Below are 17,815 nucleotides of genomic sequence, written 5' to 3' on the forward strand. Positions count from 1 at the left end.
CGGCACCGGCTGCCGACGCTGGCCCTCCTGGCTCTCGTCGCGGCGTCCGTCGCCGGTGGCTCGTGGGCTCTCGCCGAAGGCCGCTTGCCCCAACGGCTGGCAGTCCCGCTCGAAGCCGGGCTCCCCGAGCACCACGTGCTGCTGTGGAAGGACGCGATCGGACTCGCCGAGACCCATCCGGTGCTGGGAGCGGGCCCGGACCGGTTCGGCGAGCTCAGCATGACGGTGCAACAGACTCCGCACTCGGACGGCAAGGTTCACTCCGCAGTCCTCAAACAGGCGGCCGAGCAGGGCCTCCCCGGAGTACTGCTGCTGGGCGGGGCCTTCGGCTGGACACTGCACTCACTGTGGCGCTCACCGCGGTCCACCCCGGTCGTGCTGTCCGCCGCGACGGCGCTGACGGCCCTGGGCGCACTCGGCGCCGTCAGTAACGCGCTGAGCTTCGTGCAGGTCACCGCCGCGGCCGGGGTCCTCGCGGGTCTGGCCACGGCCCGCCCGTACGCCCTCGAGGCCGGGCCCGGCGCCTCCGTCCCGGCTCCGGTGGCCCTGGCGGGCGGCTCCGCTGTTCCGCCGGCGCGCCGGCCGGCATCCCACGGGCGGGCCGCCTGCCTTGGCCCCCTCCCGGACAAATAGCGTCGCCCCCCGAAGGCCGCAACCTGCGGCGCTGGGGCGTACGGCCGCAGGGGAACCGCTCCGCCGACGGCTGACAGGAGTACGTGGCCTGCGTACTTCCCCCGGCTCCCGCTGAGGCACCTCGCCAAGAATCCCTACGAGTCCCTACGACCGGAGTCCGGCGGAGCGCCGTACGCCGGACCGGATGTGCCGACGACAGGACGCCGAGGACGTCCCAGCCGTGGAGAGCCGGTCAGGCCTGGGCGGCACGGCCTCGTTCAAGCGTGGCCGACGCGGACCGCTTCACGCTTCGGCGGCACGAACCCGTTCAAGCGTGGGGCCCGGACCAGTTCAGGCGTGGGCGAGACGGACCGGTTCAGAGCTTCGGCCGCCCGGGGCAGATTCAGGTCTGGGCGGTCCGGCGGGCCTCGGCCAGCTGCCGCAGGCGGTCGCGGATCACCCGTACCGCGTCCTCGGCGTCATCCACCGTCACGGTGAACACACAGCCGTCCCCGAGACGGAGCACCAGACCCTCGCCACGGCGTACGACCACAGCGGTGCCCTTGTCCGGGCGCCAGCGGTAGCCCCAGCCGCCCCACTCGTGGGGCGTCACCCGCGACGCGTACTCGGCGCCGACAACACTGTCGAGCCGGATGCGGCGGCGCGGCAGGCCGACGTGGCCGCAGCGCACTTCGAGCACGTCGCTGTCGATTCGCACATGCACATGGACGAAGGCGAGCGTGCCGTAGAGGATCAGCAGGCCGACGGCGACGCAGCCGATCACGGACATGACGAGCGGCGCGAGGCCTCCCCTCCACGGGGAGTCGACGGCGAGTTTGATACCCAGAGCCAGGCAGGCCCCGCCGAGGGCCGCCAGCGGCCACTGCGCGCGGTTCGTCGCACGTCCGGTCCACACCTCGGGGACGGGCACGGACGATGCGGCGTCGACGTCGGGGAGGTCGTCCCTCATGAGGCGAGCCTACCCGTGATCCCCCGCGACAGCAGTCGTCAGCATCCCTGCATCATGTGTGTACGGACGGCGGGCCCGGCCGTCCACGCGAAGCGGCGCACCGGCCGCACCGAGCCGCGAGCAAGCCCGTGCGCGGGAAGGCAGACCCGCGCCGTCAGCGCCGGGCGGGGCTCCCGGCAGCGAGGGCGCGCCCCTCGGCGTACGCCAGGGCGGCCTCGGGTAGCGAGGTGGATTCCCGGCCGCCGAGGATCACCGTGAGTTCCTCGGACGGTTCGGCGGCGGGGGCGGGCTGGGCGCCGATCCGTCGTAGCGCCTGGGCCGCGACGGCTCCGGCGGAGCCGTGCAGGGCGATCGCGGGCGCCGACGGCTGCTGCACGGCGGCGCGGATGCGCTCGGCGACCAGTTCGTAATGGGTGCAGCCCAGGACGACGGCTCTGACGTCACGCGGGGTGAGGGCTGCCGCCGCGGCGATGGCGGTGTCGATCGCCGCCTCGTCCGCGCTCTCCAGTGCGTCGGCGAGCCCGGGGCAGGGCACGCCGGTGGCCACGACACCGTGGGCGAATTCCTCGATGAGGCCGCGCTGGTAGGGACTTCCGGTGGTGGCGGGCGTGGCCCAGATCGCCACCGGTCCGCCTCCCGCGGCCGCAGGCTTGATCGCCGGTACCGTCCCGATCACGGGCAGCTCGGGCTCCAACGCGGCGCGGAGAGCGGGGAGGGCGTGCACGGAGGCGGTGTTGCAGGCGACGATCAGCGCGTCGGGCCGGTGCGCGGCCGCGGCCTCGGCGCACACCAGGGCGTGCGCGGTGACGTCCTCGGGCGTTCTCGGACCCCAGGGCATCCCGTCAGGGTCGGACGAGAGTACGAGAGCGGCGTCGGGCCGCAGCCGGCGCACGGCAGCGGCCGCCGCCAGCAGCCCGATACCGGAGTCCATGAGCGCGATCTTCACCCGGCAACCTTAATGGATGGGCCGAACGGGGCACTCTGCTGCGGTCCTCAGGAGCTCCTGGAGCGCGCCGGCGAGCACGTCGCCCCGTGGATACGGCTCGACCAAGACCGCCCGGGGCACTACCGCCCCCCGGAAACACCCGAAACGCCCCGCGCAGCGCGTCACGGCACGGGCACTGTCGGGCAGACTGCCGTGGGTGAACGCGCTGAGCTGGATCGCCGTGGGATCACTCACGGCATGGGTGTGGCTGCTGCTGGGACAGGGCTGGTTCTGGCGGACCGATGTACGGCTGCCGGAGCGGTTCGCCCCGCCGGAGTGGCCCGCCGTCGCCGTGGTCGTGCCGGCGCGGAACGAGGCGGACGTCCTGCCGCTGTCGCTCGGCTCCCTGCTCGCCCAGGACTATCCGGGCCCCGCGGAGGTCTTCCTCGTGGACGACGGCAGTACGGACGGCACGGCGGCCCTGGCACGGGAACTCGCCGTACGGGCAGGCGGCCTGCCCTTGACCGTCTCCTCCCCCGGTGAGCCGGATGAGGGCTGGACCGGCAAGCTGTGGGCCCTGCGGCACGGCATCGCGCTCGCACGGGCCCGTACACCGGCGCCGGAGTACCTGCTGCTGACGGACGCCGACATCGCCCACGCTCCCGACAGCCTGCGCGAGCTCGTCGGTGCGGCCCGCGCCGCCGGGCTGGATCTGGTGTCGCAGATGGCGCGGCTGCGCGTGGCGACGTTCTGGGAGCGGCTGATCGTTCCGGCCTTCGTCTACTTCTTCGCGCAGCTCTATCCGTTCCGGTGGGTCAACCGGCCCGGGGCGAGGACAGCGGCGGCCGCGGGCGGCTGCGTGCTGCTGCGGGACAGCGCCGCCGAGCGGGCCCGTATCCCGCAGAGCATCCGGGACGCCGTGATCGACGATGTCGCCCTCGCGCGGGCGGTGAAGCGCGGCGGCGGACGGATCTGGCTGGGGCTCGCCGAACGGGTGGACAGCGTGCGTCCGTACCCGCACCTGGGCGCGCTGTGGCGGATGGTTTCGCGCAGCGCCTACACCCAGCTACGGCACAGTCCGGCGCTGCTGGCCGGTACGGTCGGCGGGCTCGCGCTGGTCTACCTGGTGCCTCCGGCCGCTGTGGTGGGCGGGGCGCTGACCGGCAACCCCGCCGCGGCGGGCGCGGGCGCCGCGGCGTGGGCGGCGATGACCGCGACGTATGCGCCCATGCTGCGCTACTACGGTCAGCCGCTCCGGCTCGCGCCGCTGCTGCCCTTCACCGCGGCGCTGTATCTGCTGATGACGGTCGACTCGTCCGTACAGCACTACCGGGGGCGCGGCGCGGCCTGGAAGGGGCGGACGTATCCGAGGCCCGACGGGCGCGGTACGGCCGAGGAGCCCGCCCGGCCCAGGGCCGCCGGGCCGGATGCCCGACGCGGCGTGCCCGAGGAGAACGCGGCACTCGGCACCACCGAGGAGTACGCAGCACACGCCCCCGGGGAGCACGCACCACGCGCCGCCGCGGAGGGCGCGCCCCACGCCACCGCCGGGGAGGGCGCGGGGCCTTCGGCCGGCCCGGCCGCCTGAGGCGTCACTTGCGGCCCGGGGTCCAGTTCATGCCCCAGCCGTAGGCGTGGTCCACGGTGCGCTGCGGGCTGACGCCCCGTTCGAGCACGAGGTAGCGGGCCTCACGCTGGACGACGAGGTCACCGGCCCCGGTGTTGGTGATGAGTGCGAGAGCACAGACCGTGGAGGGGACCGTGCACTCGTCGAGGGAGAAGTCGACCGGTGCGCCGTGCTGCGGCTGCAGGGTGACGGTGGCGTGCAGGTCGGCGAAGCTGCGCGCGCCCTCGTAGATCGTGACGAAGATCAGGATGCGCCGGAACTGGTCCTTGCGGTCGAGGTTGACGGTGAGGTTCTCCCCCGATGCCACGGCCCCGGTCCGGTCGTCGCCGTCGAGATGGATGAAGGGCGGCTGGTGGAGTGCGCCGAAGGCGTTGCCCAGGGACTGGACGACGCCCTTGCTGCCGTCCGTGAGCTCGTACAGCGCGCACAGGTCGAGATCGAGGTCGGAGTGCAGGGCCATCGCGCGGCCGAGCTTGCTCCCCCAGCCCTTGAACTGCTTGCGCATCTGCCAGTTGAGGTTGACCCGCATCGCCCCCGACGTGCCGCCCTGCTTGGTCAGCGAAACCGTCGGGGACTCCTTGGTCAGGGTGACCTTGGTGAGGCGCACTGGAGCGGTGTGGGGCGCGGGCGGTTGTACGGGCGCCGGGGGCGCGGCCGTCACGGGGTGCGGCGCGGGAGGGGGCACCGAAGGGGCGACGGGCGCCGCCGCGGGCTGCGGATCGTCGACCGAGATCCCGAAGTCCGTGGCCAGCCCGGCGAGTCCGGTGCCGTAACCCTGGCCGACGGCCCGGAACTTCCACGCTCCCTGCCGTCGGTACAGCTCTCCGAGGACGAAAGCCGTCTCCACCGAGGCGTCCTCGCTGTCGAACCGGGCCAGCTCCGCACCGTTCGCGGTGTCCAGCACGCGGATGTACAGCCCCGGCACCTGCCCGAAGCTTCCGCCGTCCGCGGAGGCTGCCAGCACGACGGTATGGATCGCGGGTTCGACGCCGGAGAGGTCCACGGAGAGCGTGTCGGTGACCGCGCCCCCCGTGGCGCGCTTGCCCTCGTGGCGTACGGCACCGGAGGCGTGCGCGGCCTGGTTGTAGAAGACGAAGTCCCCGTCGGAGCGGACCTTGCCCGACTCCTGGAGCAGCAGCGCCGAGGCGTCCGCGTCCGGGACACCGGGACCGGTACGCCAGCCCAACTCGATCCGCACCGAGGGCGCCGGAATCGGAACGTTCGTGCCCTTGCGCATCCCCATGGTGCCCACCTCTTCGCCCTGCCGGTTCACCCTGACGGAGACCCGGCCGCCGTGATGTCCGGGAACAACCTAGGACCCGCCGGTCCGCCTTCGGTACCGCGCGACGCCGTCGGCCCCCCACCCGCGTCTGCCGTCCAACCCGCGGTAACCCGCCCGGAACTAGGCCTTTACGCAATCTCAATGCGCCAAGAGGCCCGATTTTCCCGGGTTCGCTCACATTGACGGCCCACCCTTACTGCAAGACCAAGAAACAACCCTCTTATCGGTCTCCCCAATCAGCACATCGTGGGCTTAACTTATGGAGCATGACCTCCCCCCGCTCCACCTATGGCGGCGGTTACTACTCCGCGCCTTCCTTCCCGGACACCCCGATCTACGACAGCCTCGTCGCAGAGCGGGGCACCCCGCAGATCGCCCCCATCCGGGTTCCCTCCGCGTATGACACCGGCAGCCAGCTGCCGGCTCTGCCGTCGGCGCTGCCCGCGCTCCCCGCCGGCCCCGGCCAGCAGACCTCGTACGGCTACCCGGCCGCCGCGCCGCAGCCCCAACCGCTGCAGAGTGCCCCGGCGCCCTACATTCCGCAGCAGGCCGCGGCTCCGCGCGGCTACCCCGGGCCGCAGCAGTACCAGAACCCGGGCGGCGGCACCGGCTACGACCAGATGCGGCCGGCGGCACCCCGTCCTGCCGCACCTCGTCCGGCGGCTCCCCGCCCGGCGCCGTCGCCGTACGAGGATCCCTACGGCCGGCCGTACCAGGGGCGCGGTTACTGACCCGAGCCGGCGCGGCCCATCTCCAACGGCCCGGCTCCAACGGCCCGGCCTCGACCGGCCTGGCTTGAACGGGCCCGGCCGATCGGTCATGTGTCCGACCTGCCTGGCAGACTGATCCCATGCCGAATCCAGCGCTGCGTGCGGTCCACATCTACCCGGTCAAGTCGGTGGCGGGGTGCGCCCCTGGCGAGGCGGCCGTGGAGCCGTGGGGGCTCGCCGGGGACCGGAGGTGGCTGCTGGTCGACGGCGACGACCGGTTCATCACCCAAAGGACACACCCCCGGCTGGCGTTGGCGGCTGCCCAGCCGCTGCCGGGGGGAGGCATCCGGGTCACCGCACCGGACCTGGATCCGTTGACGGTGGAGGTCCCGGAACCCTCCTCCACGACCACCGTGGAGATCTGGCGCGACAAGGTGGAGGCGGTGCCGGGTGGTGCGGCGGCGTCGGAGTGGTTCAGCAGCCATCTCGGCACCGGGGTGAGCCTCGTGCACCTCGACGACCCGGCGCACCGCCGCCCCGTCAACCCCGCGTACGCGCGCCCCGGCGAGACCGTCAGCTTCGCCGACGGCTATCCCCTGCTGCTCACCACCACGGCCTCCCTCGACGCGCTCAACTCCCTGATCGCCCAGGGCGACCACGCCGATGAGGGGCCGCTGCCGATGAACCGCTTCCGGCCGAATGTCGTCGTTGACGGCTTCGCGCCCTGGGCCGAGGACGACTGGTCCGGACTCGTGATCGGGGAGGTCACCTTCCGTGTCGCCAAGCCCTCCGGACGCTGTGTGATCACTACGACCGATCAGCGGACGGCCGAGCGCGGCAAGGAGCCGCTGCGCACCCTCGCCCGCCACCGCCGCTGCGGGGACACCCTCGTCTTCGGCCTGAATCTGATCCCGGAAGGGACCGGCACCCTGCGCACCGGCGACCCCGTGGAGGTCATCTCCTGACGCGCGTCAAGGCCGGGTGATGTTCCCTCTCTCTTTGTCATCGCCTCACATGTGCCGTGCCGTATGTGGTAGTTAGGGTCACGGAAGGGGGGACGTGACCGTGCGTGTGATAGCCGGGCTCTGGCGGTGGCGGCGGAATCCGCTGCGACGGAGAACCGATGTCGCCGAGGCCTGGGCGGCGCTGCTGGCCGCTGTGTGCATCGCCCTCGGGGCCCCCACCGTCGGCGTGACCGTTGGGTCCGCCGTGCAGGACACGCTGCTGCGATGGGTGCATGAGCAGCAGCAGGAGCGTCATCTCGTGACAGCGACCGTCGTCCGCCGGATACCGCATCCGCCCATCGACCCGGACCCGGAGACCTCGTCGGCCCGCGATGCCCACCACCGCGTCGTGGCCGCCTGGACGGCTCCCGACGGCACCGCCCGGTCCGGGCCCGCGATCACACCGCGAGCCACGACGCCCGGCGACCGCTTCCGGGTCTGGACCGACGCCCGTGGACGGCTCGTCCCGCGCCCGCTGGACCGGACGACGGCCAACTCGCACGCCGCGCTCGCGGGAGGCGGCGCCGCCGTGGCCGCGGCGGGCCTGGTCGAAGCCGGGCGCCGACTGGTCGTATGGCGGCTCATGCATCGGCGGTACGGGCAGTGGGACCGGGCGTGGGAGCGGGCCGGTCAGGACTGGGGCAGGACCGGGACGGGCAGCTGACCGGTCAACTCCCTGCCTCGCGCACGCTACCGTGGAGCGCCAGTACAGCCGTAGCGAGCAACACACGCACAAGGTGGGGGCACGTCAGCAGCATGGCACCACAGGGCACGGTCCAGGTGACGCACACCGGCACGTCGCGGTGGCGGCGCCGCACAGGCGAGTACGCCTCCCTCGGCGCGGCCCTGGAGGCCGCCGGGGACGGCGACGTGCTCTCCATCGCCCCTGGTACGTACCGCGAGAACCTGGTCGTGGGGCACGCCGTCATCCTGCGCGGCCCGGAAGGCGCTCGTGGCAGCGTACGTATCGCCCCGGCCGACGGCGTCGCCCTGACCGTGCGCGCCTCCGCGACCCTCCAGGACCTGCACATCGAGGGCCAGGACTCGGCCGCTCCCGCGCTCCTCGTCGAGGACGGCGCACCGGAGTTGACCGGTCTGCGGGTGGCCACCCGCTCAGCCGTGGGCATCGAGGTCCGCGGCGGCGCCCGTCCCATCGTCCGGCGCTGCACCGTCGACAACCCCGGCGGGGTCGGCATCGGGGCCCTCGAAGGCTCCGGCGGGGTGTTCGAGGAGTGCGAGGTGATCTGCGCGGGCCAGTCCGGCGTGGTCGTGCGCGGGGGCGCGCACCCGCGGCTGGAGCGTTGCCGGATCCACCACGCCTCCGGCGCGGGGCTGGCCCTGACCGGCGAGAACACCTCGTTGGAGGCCATCGGCTGCGAGGTGTACGAGATCAAGGGCACCGGTGTGCAGATCGCCTCGAGCGCGGCCGGCCACCTCACCGACTGCACCGTACACCGTACGTCGGCAGACGGGGTCACCCTCGACACCGACGCCGTCCTCACCCTCTCCGACTGCGACATCCACGACATCCCGGAGAACGCGGTCGATCTGCGCTCCCGCTCGGTGCTGACCCTCACCCGCAGCACGGTGCGCCGCTTCGGGCGCAACGGACTGTCCGTATGGGACCCGGGGACCCGGGTCGACGCCAACCAGTGCGAGATCCACGACAGCACCGGGGACTACCCCGCGGTGTGGGTGAGCGACGGCGCGGTCGCCGTGCTGGACTCCTGCCGGGTGCGCGATGTGCCGGACGCGCTGTTCGTCCTCGACCGCGGGTCCCGCGCCGATGTGGTCGACAGCGACATCTCGCAGGTGCGCAACACCGCCGTGTCGGTGAGCGACGGGGCGAGCGCCCAGCTCGACGACTGCCGGATCCGGGAGGTGGCGACCGGCGCCTGGTTCCGTGACCACGGCAGCGGCGGCACCCTCTCGGGTTGCACGATCGACGGGGCGGCCACCGGGGTCATCGTCACCAAGGGCGCCGACCCCTCGGTCGAGCGGTGCACCGTCGCCTCCCCCACGGAGGCCGGGTTCTATGTGTCCGCGGGGGGCCGCGGCACGTTCACCGGCTGCCGGGTGACGGGCAGCAGCGGCTACGGCTTCCACATCATCGACGGGTGCCGTACGACCCTCACCCGTTGCCGTACGGAGCGCTGTGCGCGGGGCGGCTATGAGTTCTCGGAGGAGGGCCCGGTCAGCGAGGACTGCACCAGCGACGAGAGCGCCGAGCACCGCAGGCCCCCGTCGCCTGCCGCCACGGCCCCCGCGGTGCAGACCGAGGCCCGCACCACCGGCCTGCTCAGCACGGTCCCCGCGCAGCCGTCCCCGGCTTCGGCTCCGGCCGCGCCGGACCCCGAGCCCGTAAGGCCCTCGGACACCGTGCTCGGTGAACTGGACGCTCTGGTGGGCCTGGAGAGCGTCAAACGGGAGGTCAGGGCGCTCACCGACATGATCGAGGTCGGCCGGAGGCGGCAGCAGGCCGGTCTGAAAGCCGCATCGGTCCGCCGCCATCTGGTCTTCACCGGCTCCCCCGGCACGGGCAAGACGACGGTCGCCCGGCTGTACGGCGAGATCCTCGCCTCGCTGGGTGTGCTGGAGCGCGGTCATCTGGTCGAGGTGTCGCGGGTGGACCTGGTCGGTGAGCACATCGGCTCCACGGCGATCCGCACCCAGGAGGCGTTCGACCGGGCGCGCGGCGGGGTGCTGTTCATCGATGAGGCGTACGCCCTCTCCCCCGAGGACTCGGGCCGCGACTTCGGGCGCGAGGCCATCGACACCCTGGTGAAGCTGATGGAGGACCACCGGGAGTCGGTGGTGGTGATCGTCGCCGGCTACACCGCCGAGATGGAGCGCTTCCTGTCCGTCAACCCCGGTGTGGCCTCCCGTTTCTCCCGCACCATCACCTTCGGTGACTACGCGCCCGAGGAGCTGCTGCGAATCGTGGAACAGCAGGCGGAGGAGCACGAGTACCGGATCGGGGAGGGCGCCGCCGAGGCGCTGCTCAAATACTTCACCCTGCTCCCGAAGGGACCGGCGTTCGGCAACGGCCGCACGGCCCGCCAGACCTTCGAGGCGATGGTGGAGCGCCACGCGGGCCGGGTCGCCCAGCTCAAGGACCCGAGTACGGACGACCTCACCCTGCTCTACCCGGAGGACCTTCCCGAGCTGTCCCCCTGACCGGACGAGGCTCCGCCCCGACCGTTGGTGTCTCTGCGAGCGGGAGAGCCGTCCCGCCGGTCGGAGGGCGGCGGGCATTCCTCCTCGACCGGCACGATCCGCTGGTGCGGAACGTCCGGAAGGCGCGCCAGCAGCCCCGTGCGCTCCTCGGCGAACACCGGGTCGGCCTGGTAGTCGGAGTGGCCCAGAATCGGTGCGGGCAGCGGGTGTTCGGCGGTACGGCCGTAGGCGAGGGGGTCACGCAGCGGCCCCCGGTCGACCTCCGGATCCGTACCGCCGACGGGCAGCACGGGCCCCCCGATGGGGTCGGTACGCCGCCACAGATTCCGCCAGCAGTGCACCTCGCGGTGGAGGGCCCGCAGCGGCCCGGGGCCGAAGTAGGCCGGGAACCAGCGCCCGTAGAGCCGCTCGAGGGGCGATCCGTACGTCAGCAGGGCCACCCGGCGCCGGGTCCGCGGATCGAGCTGCCAGACAGCGGCGGCGGCCAGGACGCTGCCCTGGGAGTGGCCGGAGATCACCAGTTCGCCGCCGGTGCTCCGCGTCCAGGTGGCCATCCGCCATGTGAGGTCGGGGACGGCGCGCTCGGCGTAGCAGGGGGGCGCGAACGGATGGGCCGCACGGGGCCAGAAGGTGCCGACGTCCCACAGGATGCCGATGGTGCGGCGGGCGGAGGCGTCGCGGTAGGCCCGCCGGCCCGAGGCGATGAACAGTATGAAGCCCAGTCCGATGAGCCAGGAGCCCAGAGCCTGGGCGGTCTGGGCTCCGGCGGCCACCAGGCCCGGCCCGCCCTCGGCGGCCCGGCCCGGCACTTCCTCGGTGCACCAGGCCCCGAGCACCGCGCCCCCGCCCAGCAGCAGGGTGATGACGGCGATGGTCCCGATGAACCACGGGGCGCAGTCGGTGAGTCCGGCGCGGGCCACCGTGCCCGCGATCCTGCGGGTCCGGGCGGTGTCCGGCTGCTCACCGGGGTACTCGACGGGCATCCGGCGGATCTCCAGGCGCCGGCGCCGCCAGTTCTGGCCACCGAAGTAGCCGGCGATCGCCAGGAGGACGACGAGCAGCAGCGGAATGATCGAGGCCTGCCAGGACAGCAGCACCGGGGGCCCGTCGATGGACCCGCCCTCCATCCCCGGGGTGCCCGGCCCGTCGAGCCAGTCGGCCACCCGCTGGGCGATCCCGCCGGACATCAGCGCGCCCAGGGCGCAGGCGAGCATCGCCACCGCCGCTCCGCCGAGGCCGCCCAGCACGGTCCGGTCCTCCGGGGCGCTGCGGGTGAGCCACCAGGCGGTCGCCCCGATGGCGAGGACGAGGGCTCCCTGGGCGAGGGCGATCACGCCGAAGGTCTCGTCTCCGGGAAGCCGCCCGTGGGAGGCCCAGCCGGGACGCGGCCAGGAGGCGTGCAGGACGGCGGCGGCGAGGATCGCGAGGGCGGTGCCCGGCAGGGCCCGCACAATGACCTGGTCGAGCCGGTCGTCGGGCTCCCGCTCGCTGCGGCCCCGGCTGCCCACGACCCACACCACGAACGCTCCGGCGGCCACCAGGGTCACGTCCAGCGCCCAGCCGAGCGCGTCCAGCCAGGCACTGCCGCCGGGCCTGCGGTCGTAGCGTGTGGCGGCCGCGGAGAGCGCGGCGGCGACGGTCAGAAACCCCGCGGCGGTGTGGGCGGCACGCAGCCGGGCCACCAGCCGGCGGCCGTACCAGAAGCCGGGCAGGCGCAGGGCGGGGCGGGCGCCGGCCTCGGGGTCGTCCTCGCCGACGGGGTGCCTCAACGGCGGCTGCGACTCGTACGCGCACCAGGTGCGGTGGGAGAGCCACCACAGCAGGCCGGTCAGGGCGGCGGGGACGAGCGCGGCCAGGGCCAGCCGCCTGCCCGGCGGGCTCCACCAGCCCCCGTGCTCCGGGGAGAGGAAGCCGAGCCAGGACTTGCCGCGGGCACACGCCTCGGCCCCGGCGCACTGCCAGGCCGTCAGGTCGAGGGCGACCTCGCACGCCGCGGCGACGAGCAGCACCGTCAGGCTCAGGGCGAGCAGCCGCACCAGCAGGCCGTACGTCCGGACGGCGGTGGACCGGCCGGTGGAGGCGGGCCGCATCCAGTGGGCGAGGTTGGCCACCATGAAGGGCAGCAGGACCAGCCACAGGGCGCGAGCGCTGTTGCCGGACGTCAGATTGCACCAGCAGTACGCCTCGGGGACGGGCCGGTCGCGGTACTCCCCGGCCCGGCACTCGGCGTCGGCGTCGTCGCGGCGCCGGTGGATCCCGGCGGTCTCGTCCCCGGTGACGCGCACCGTCCGGGGGTCGTCGAGCATCTCCTCCGGCGTGGTGCCACCGACGCCGTGCACCAGGAGTTCGAGGGCGAGTTCCCGCCCGTCGCCCGGCGCCGTCCCGCCCTCGTCCGTGGTCACGCCTGTCTGCGGCTGCATGGCCGACGCCATCGCGCCTCCCCCGATCCCTACATGGTCGCTCCAGGATCCTGCCAGGGCGGAAGGACGCAAACCCAGTACCGGTGCGGCGAGGCCGGATCGTGATGTGGCACACGGGCGCGCGCAGGTGTGCACAGGGGGCGCTCACCCGGTCGATCGTCGCAGGTCCGTGGGAGGATGAATCCGGACGGGCCGCGACGATCAATGGGCGGAAGGGACGGGCCGGGGTGAGCGACAACCAGAATCTCCTCGCGGAGCAGCGGCGGGCCCTGATCCTCGACGAGGTCAGACGGCGCGGCGGGGTGCGGGTCAATGAGCTGACCCGGAAGCTCAAGGTCTCGGACATGACGGTCCGTCGGGATCTGGACGCGCTGGCCCGTCAGGGTGTGGTCGAGAAGGTGCACGGCGGTGCGGTGCCGGTCGCCGAGGCGAGCACGCATGAGCCGGGCTTCGAGGCGAAGTCGAGCCTGGAGCTGACCGCCAAGGAGGACATCGCGCGAGCCGCGGCGCCGCTGGTGGCGCCGGGCAGCGCCATCGCCCTGTCCGGCGGGACGACCACGTTCGCGCTGGCGCACCATCTGCTGGATGTGCCGGACCTGACGGTCGTGACGAATTCCGTACGGGTGGCGGATGTCTTTCACACGGCACAGCGGGCGGCAGCGCCGGGCGGGTCGCACCGGCCCGGTTCGGCCACGGTCGTCCTGACGGGCGGGGTGCGGACGCCGTCCGACTCCCTGGTGGGGCCGGTGGCGGACCAGGCGATCCGTTCGCTCCACTTCGATGTGCTGTTCCTGGGGGTGCACGGCATATCCGTGGAGGCCGGGCTGTCGACCCCGAACCTCGCGGAGGCGGAGACGAACCGGCGGTTCGTACACTCGGCGCGGCGTGTCGTGGTGGTCGCGGACCACACCAAGTGGGGGACGGTGGGGCTCAGTTCGTTCGCCTCGCTGGAGGAGGTCGACGCGATGGTGACCGACGCGGGGCTGCCGGCGGCGGCCCGGGCGGAGATCGCCGAACATCTGCCGCAACTGGTCGTCGCGGGCGAGAGCGAGCGCACCGAAGACATCTGACGGCCCTCCGGCTTACGGTGTTCACGCCCACAGCCGGGCAGGCCGACACCGCTGGAGGTGCACATCCCATGGCGCGCCGACTCCGTCCCGTGGAACTCGACTTCGTGACGTCCGCTCCCGTACGGCTGGAGTTCGCGGCCGGGATGACCGCCGCGCCGCAGGCGGTCCACCGGGCGCTGACCGAGGACGCCGACTGGCCACGATGGTTCGGTGCGGTCACGGCCGCCCGGCCGACGGACGGCGGGAAGGGCCGGGAGGTCCGCCTCCGGGGCGGCATCCGCTTCCTTGAGACGATCATGGCGTCGGAGGCCCCGGTCCGTTACGCCTACCGGGTCGACGAGAGCAACGTCCCCGGGGTCAGCGCCCTGTTGGAGGAGTGGCGGCTGGCGCCCGAGGGCGCCGGCACCCGGGTGCGGTGGACCTTCGCGGCCGACGGGCCCGCCCCGCTGCGGTCGGCGCTGGGCGTGCTGCGGCCGGGCTTCGCGCGGGAGTTCCGCCGCGCGGTCCGCGCCCTCGACCGGCGCCTCGCGGGCCCCGGCTCGAGCGGTCACCCCTGACGTACGGCGTACTCCAAGCCTCTGACCTGTGGTGACACGGTTTTCGGGTACGCCGGGGCCCATGGCGTCAGCGGGGGCGCCAGTGCCGCGTCAGCGCTTGGCCGACGCGGCACCAGACTAGATCCAGTCCCCGGTGGCGAGGAGCGAGTCAATGGCCGCGGTGTACGGCGCGATGTCCAGGCCCTGCTCCTCGAGCCAGGCGTCGGAGTAGTACTTGTCGAGGTAGCGGTCGCCCGGGTCGCAGATCAGGGTCACCACGCTGCCCGTGCGCCCCGCAGCCACCATCTCCGAGACGATCTTCAGCGCGCTCCACAGCCCCGTCCCGGTGGAGCCGCCCGCCCGGCGGCCGATGGCCCGCTCCAGGGCCCGTACCGCGGCGACGGTTGCCGCGTCGGGCACCTTCATCATCCGGTCGATCGCGCCGGGCACAAAGCTCGGCTCCATGCGCGGGCGGCCGATGCCCTCGATACGGGAACCGCGGTCGCTGGAGACGTCGGGGTCCCCGGTCGTCCAGCCCTCGAAGAAACAGGAGTTCTCCGGGTCCGGCACACAGACGAGGGTGTCGTACTGCATGTAGCGCACATAGCGCGCGATGGTCGCGGAGGTGCCGCCGGTGCCCGCGGTCGCGACGATCCAGGCCGGTTCCGGATACCGCTCCAACCTCATCTGCTGGTAGATCGACTCGGCGATGTTGTTGTTGCCGCGCCAGTCCGTGGCCCGCTCGGCGTAGGTGAACTGGTCCATGTAGTGGCCCCCGGTCTCCGCCGCCAGACGGGCCGAGACCTCGTACACCGTCCGGGGCTCGTCCACCAGATGGCACTGACCGCCATGGAACTCGATCAGTCTGGTCTTCTCCCGGCTGGTGGTGCGCGGCATGACCGCGACGAACGGCACACCGATCAGCTTGGCGAAGTAGGCCTCGGAGACCGCCGTCGAACCACTGGAGGCCTCGATCACGGGCTTGCCCGGCCGGATCCAGCCGTTGCAGAGCCCGTACAGGAAGAGCGAGCGCGCCAGACGGTGTTTCAGACTGCCGGTGGGATGGGTGGATTCGTCCTTGAGGTACAAGTCGATACCCCATGGTTCGGGGAGCGGGAAGCGCAGCAGATGTGTGTCCGCGGAGCGGTTGGCGTCCGCCTGGACCCTGCGGACGGCTTCGTTCAGCCAGGCCCGTTGGTCCGGATCGCTGCGGTCCACATCGATGGTCGCGGCCGGTTTCCCGGCCCGCCCCTGCTCCGCGGTGCTCACCAGCGCTGCTCCTCGTGCTCGGTCCCGGCCCGGACGCCGCCGTCCAAGTCGTTTCGATCATAAATGGGCACTGGTGCACGGGCTCCGACGCGGGCAGACTGCGCAGGAGGAGAACAATGGGGGCGCGGCCGCCGCATACATTGCCGAGCCGCCGCATTCTTCGCCAAGGGGACGGTGCAGCATGGCAGAGCCAGAGTTCACGGCGACCGGGGTCCGGATCGGGCGCTGGCTGCGCTCGCTCACCAGCGCCGGGCAGGTGCTCATCCGGGACGGCAGGCTGACGCTTCTGACCAGTTACGGAAGCGAGATCGACAGCGCCCCGGTCCATCTGGTGCGGGCCGGCAAGCCGTGGTTCGCGACCCGGGACCGGGCCCTGGCCACCGTCAACGGCACCCGTTATCTGCTGACGCTGAGCGAGCAGGACCCCGCCCCGGGGTCGGAGGGAGCGTCGTCGGCGCACCGTTTCGTCGACGCGGTACGCACCGCCGGCGGGCACGTGGCACGGAGTTGAGGCGTGCGCGAGTTGCGCGTGCGCCTTCACGGGTTCACTCTGGTGGAACGTAACTGAGGGTTCACCGGCGGTGACGCATTGGACCGGCCCCGCCGGGCACAGCAGCAGTCAGCACGGTTGCATGCGTTCTTCGTCTTCCGAACCTCATCAGGGAGTCGGCCGTGATCAGCAAGCCAAGCAGGCACTGCACGGTGGAGCTCCAGGCCCTGCCGTCGCGGATCGGCCAGGTCCGCAGGATCGTATCGGCGCAGCTGCGCTACTGGCATCTCGATCCCTTGATCGATGCGGCGGCACTCGGGGTGACCGAGCTTCTCACCAATGTCCATCGCCATGCCGAGCCGGACAAACAGTGCAGAATCGAGATCGTTCTCCTTCTGGACCGGCTGACCGTCTCGGTACGTGACAACGACCCGCGGGTGCCGAGCCTGCGGGGCGCCGACCTCGCCGCGACGTGCGGGCGGGGCCTGGCGCTGGTCGCCTCGGTCAGCGAGAGCTGGGGCGTACGCCCGCATGACGACGGGGGCAAGGTGGTCTGGTTCTCGCTCCCGACACCCGTACCGGCGGTTCCCGCGGCCTCGGTCCCCTGCCTGGCGCCGTACTCCCTCAACGCTTCCGCGGCGGCGGCACGCGGCGCGGTGAACCCTGTGACGGCGGGTGGGCGGCCCCGGTCGACCGTCGTGGGGTGAGGCACCCGGGTCTCCGGGCACCGGCCCCACGGGCCCGGGCCCGTGGGGCCTCCTCGAGGAGAAGACCCGGGCCCCGGTGCGCGTGGTTGGCGACCGGGCCCGGGGCGTCGAGCGCCCGCGGTCGTCACTCGGTCGCGATGGCCCGCAGCACATCGAGCCGTGCGGCCCGGCGCGCGGGGCGCCGGCCGGCGACGGCACCGCAGACCAGCCCCACGAGCGCCACCACCCCGAGCTGGAGGGGCGGCACCGCGAAGGCGCTCGTCCCGGCGCTGTCGGAGGCCTTCACCATCGCCCAGCCCAGGAATGCGCCGAGTGCCAGTCCGCCGACCGTACCGAACGCCGCCACCAGCACCGACTCCCAGCGCACCATCGCGCGCAGCTGGGCGCGGGTCTGCCCGACGGCACGCAGCAGCCCGAGCTCGCGGGTCCGCTCATGGACGGCGAGCGTCAGGGTGTTGGTGATGCCCAGCAGGGCGATGAGCACCGCCAGCGCGAGCAGGGCGTAGACCAGGGTGAGCATCTGGTCGATGCCGCTCGCCGAGGACTCGGCGTACTCGTCGCGGGTCTGCACTTCCGGATTCCCGTACTGGTCGGCGGTCTTGGCCACGGCGGCCTTGCCCTCGGCCACCGGCACGCCGTCCTCGAAGTCCACGGCGACCAGGCGGTCGGAGTCCTGCACTTGGTGCGGGGCCCATGCCGCCCGGGTGACGAGATAGTCACCGGCGAGGTCCTTCTGGTCGTAGACGGCGCGGACGGTGAAGGCCTGCCGGGCACCGTCGGCGAAGGACAGCCGGGCGGTGCTGCCGACCCGCCAACCGCGCTGGTCCGCCTCGTCCTGGGAGACGGCGAGATCCGTGCGGCCGAGGCCGTTCAGCGAGCCGTCCACCGGCCCGAGGTCGAGGACCCGTGCGAGGGCCGCGGGGTCCGTGACGGTCAGCTGCCGTCCGCCGCCGTCGACCTCCGCAACGCCCTCGCCCAGCCCGATCGCCGTGTCGACCTCGGGCAGCATCCCGAGG

14 protein-coding genes and 2 pseudogenes are annotated in these 17,815 nt (G+C 72.9%); 10 read left to right on the forward strand and 6 right to left on the reverse strand.

Annotation, left to right across the window (positions count from 1 at the left end; translation table 11 throughout):
• Positions 1-633: pseudogene (locus tag ACTWQE_RS29840) on the forward strand (O-antigen ligase family protein); the annotation flags it as partial.
• Between the two features lie 382 nt (positions 634-1,015).
• Here ACTWQE_RS29840 and ACTWQE_RS29845 read toward each other — a convergent pair.
• Together ACTWQE_RS29845 and ACTWQE_RS29850 are read right to left on the reverse strand one after the other, a co-directional pair.
• Positions 1,016-1,582: a hypothetical protein gene (locus ACTWQE_RS29845; protein WP_443332197.1), complete on the reverse strand. Its 567-nt coding sequence runs from the start codon at positions 1,580-1,582 to the stop codon at positions 1,016-1,018.
• A gap of 154 nt (positions 1,583-1,736) precedes the next feature.
• A complete protein-coding gene (locus tag ACTWQE_RS29850) occupies positions 1,737-2,528 on the reverse strand; it encodes a glutamate racemase (RefSeq protein ID WP_443332198.1) in 792 nt (263 codons plus the stop codon).
• 196 nt (positions 2,529-2,724) lie between these two features.
• Between ACTWQE_RS29850 and ACTWQE_RS29855 the strand changes: the two are divergent.
• A pseudogene (locus ACTWQE_RS29855) lies at positions 2,725-3,885 on the forward strand (glycosyltransferase); the annotation flags it as partial.
• 214 nt (positions 3,886-4,099) lie between these two features.
• On the opposite strand, the gene ACTWQE_RS29860 reads toward ACTWQE_RS29855, so the two are convergent.
• The gene (locus tag ACTWQE_RS29860) at positions 4,100-5,371 is read right to left on the reverse strand and encodes a TerD family protein (protein ID WP_443332209.1); all 1,272 of its coding nucleotides are present in this window, start codon (positions 5,369-5,371) and stop codon (positions 4,100-4,102) included.
• A gap of 311 nt (positions 5,372-5,682) precedes the next feature.
• On the opposite strand from ACTWQE_RS29860, the gene ACTWQE_RS29865 reads away from it, so the two are divergent.
• From ACTWQE_RS29865 to ACTWQE_RS29880, 4 genes are all read left to right on the forward strand, one after another.
• Positions 5,683-6,147 (forward strand): DUF6643 family protein, encoded by a 465-nt coding sequence (locus tag ACTWQE_RS29865; RefSeq protein ID WP_443332199.1) that lies wholly within the window; start codon positions 5,683-5,685, stop codon positions 6,145-6,147.
• A gap of 119 nt (positions 6,148-6,266) precedes the next feature.
• Positions 6,267-7,091 (forward strand): MOSC domain-containing protein, encoded by an 825-nt coding sequence (locus tag ACTWQE_RS29870; protein ID WP_443332200.1) that lies wholly within the window; start codon positions 6,267-6,269, stop codon positions 7,089-7,091.
• A 100-nt stretch (positions 7,092-7,191) separates the two neighbouring features.
• Positions 7,192-7,794 (forward strand): Rv1733c family protein, encoded by a 603-nt coding sequence (locus ACTWQE_RS29875; RefSeq protein ID WP_443332210.1) that lies wholly within the window; start codon positions 7,192-7,194, stop codon positions 7,792-7,794.
• Between the two features lie 92 nt (positions 7,795-7,886).
• Complete coding sequence (locus ACTWQE_RS29880; protein WP_443332201.1) at positions 7,887-10,307, forward strand: right-handed parallel beta-helix repeat-containing protein; 2,421 nt, start codon at positions 7,887-7,889, stop codon at positions 10,305-10,307.
• Here the strand turns inward: ACTWQE_RS29880 and ACTWQE_RS29885 are convergent.
• Positions 10,274-12,727, reverse strand: coding sequence for a hypothetical protein (locus tag ACTWQE_RS29885; protein ID WP_443332202.1), 2,454 nt, complete (start codon positions 12,725-12,727; stop codon positions 10,274-10,276). The two genes, ACTWQE_RS29880 and ACTWQE_RS29885, sit on opposite strands and share 34 nt — an antisense overlap.
• Before the next feature lie 227 nt (positions 12,728-12,954).
• On the opposite strand from ACTWQE_RS29885, the gene ACTWQE_RS29890 reads away from it, so the two are divergent.
• Both ACTWQE_RS29890 and ACTWQE_RS29895 read left to right on the forward strand, forming a co-directional pair.
• Positions 12,955-13,797, forward strand: a complete 843-nt coding sequence (locus ACTWQE_RS29890; RefSeq protein ID WP_443332203.1) for a DeoR/GlpR family DNA-binding transcription regulator — start codon at positions 12,955-12,957, stop codon at positions 13,795-13,797.
• A 68-nt stretch (positions 13,798-13,865) separates the two neighbouring features.
• The gene (locus ACTWQE_RS29895) at positions 13,866-14,354 is read left to right on the forward strand and encodes an SRPBCC family protein (protein ID WP_443332204.1); all 489 of its coding nucleotides are present in this window, start codon (positions 13,866-13,868) and stop codon (positions 14,352-14,354) included.
• Between the two features lie 117 nt (positions 14,355-14,471).
• On the opposite strand, the gene ACTWQE_RS29900 is transcribed toward ACTWQE_RS29895, so the two are convergent.
• Positions 14,472-15,602, reverse strand: coding sequence for a PLP-dependent cysteine synthase family protein (locus ACTWQE_RS29900; RefSeq protein WP_443332205.1), 1,131 nt, complete (start codon positions 15,600-15,602; stop codon positions 14,472-14,474).
• 181 nt (positions 15,603-15,783) lie between these two features.
• Between ACTWQE_RS29900 and ACTWQE_RS29905 the strand changes: the two genes are divergently transcribed.
• Both ACTWQE_RS29905 and ACTWQE_RS29910 read left to right on the forward strand, forming a co-directional pair.
• Positions 15,784-16,113 (forward strand): hypothetical protein, encoded by a 330-nt coding sequence (locus ACTWQE_RS29905; protein ID WP_443332206.1) that lies wholly within the window; start codon positions 15,784-15,786, stop codon positions 16,111-16,113.
• A gap of 161 nt (positions 16,114-16,274) precedes the next feature.
• Positions 16,275-16,799, forward strand: a complete 525-nt coding sequence (locus ACTWQE_RS29910; protein ID WP_443332207.1) for an ATP-binding protein — start codon at positions 16,275-16,277, stop codon at positions 16,797-16,799.
• 124 nt (positions 16,800-16,923) lie between these two features.
• Here ACTWQE_RS29910 and ACTWQE_RS29915 read toward each other — a convergent pair.
• On the reverse strand, positions 16,924-17,815 hold an 892-nt coding region (locus tag ACTWQE_RS29915), incomplete at its 5' end, for an ABC transporter permease (RefSeq protein WP_443332208.1).

Source organism: Streptomyces sp. 8N706 (genome assembly GCF_052245415.1).
Taxonomy (GTDB): domain Bacteria; phylum Actinomycetota; class Actinomycetes; order Streptomycetales; family Streptomycetaceae; genus Streptomyces.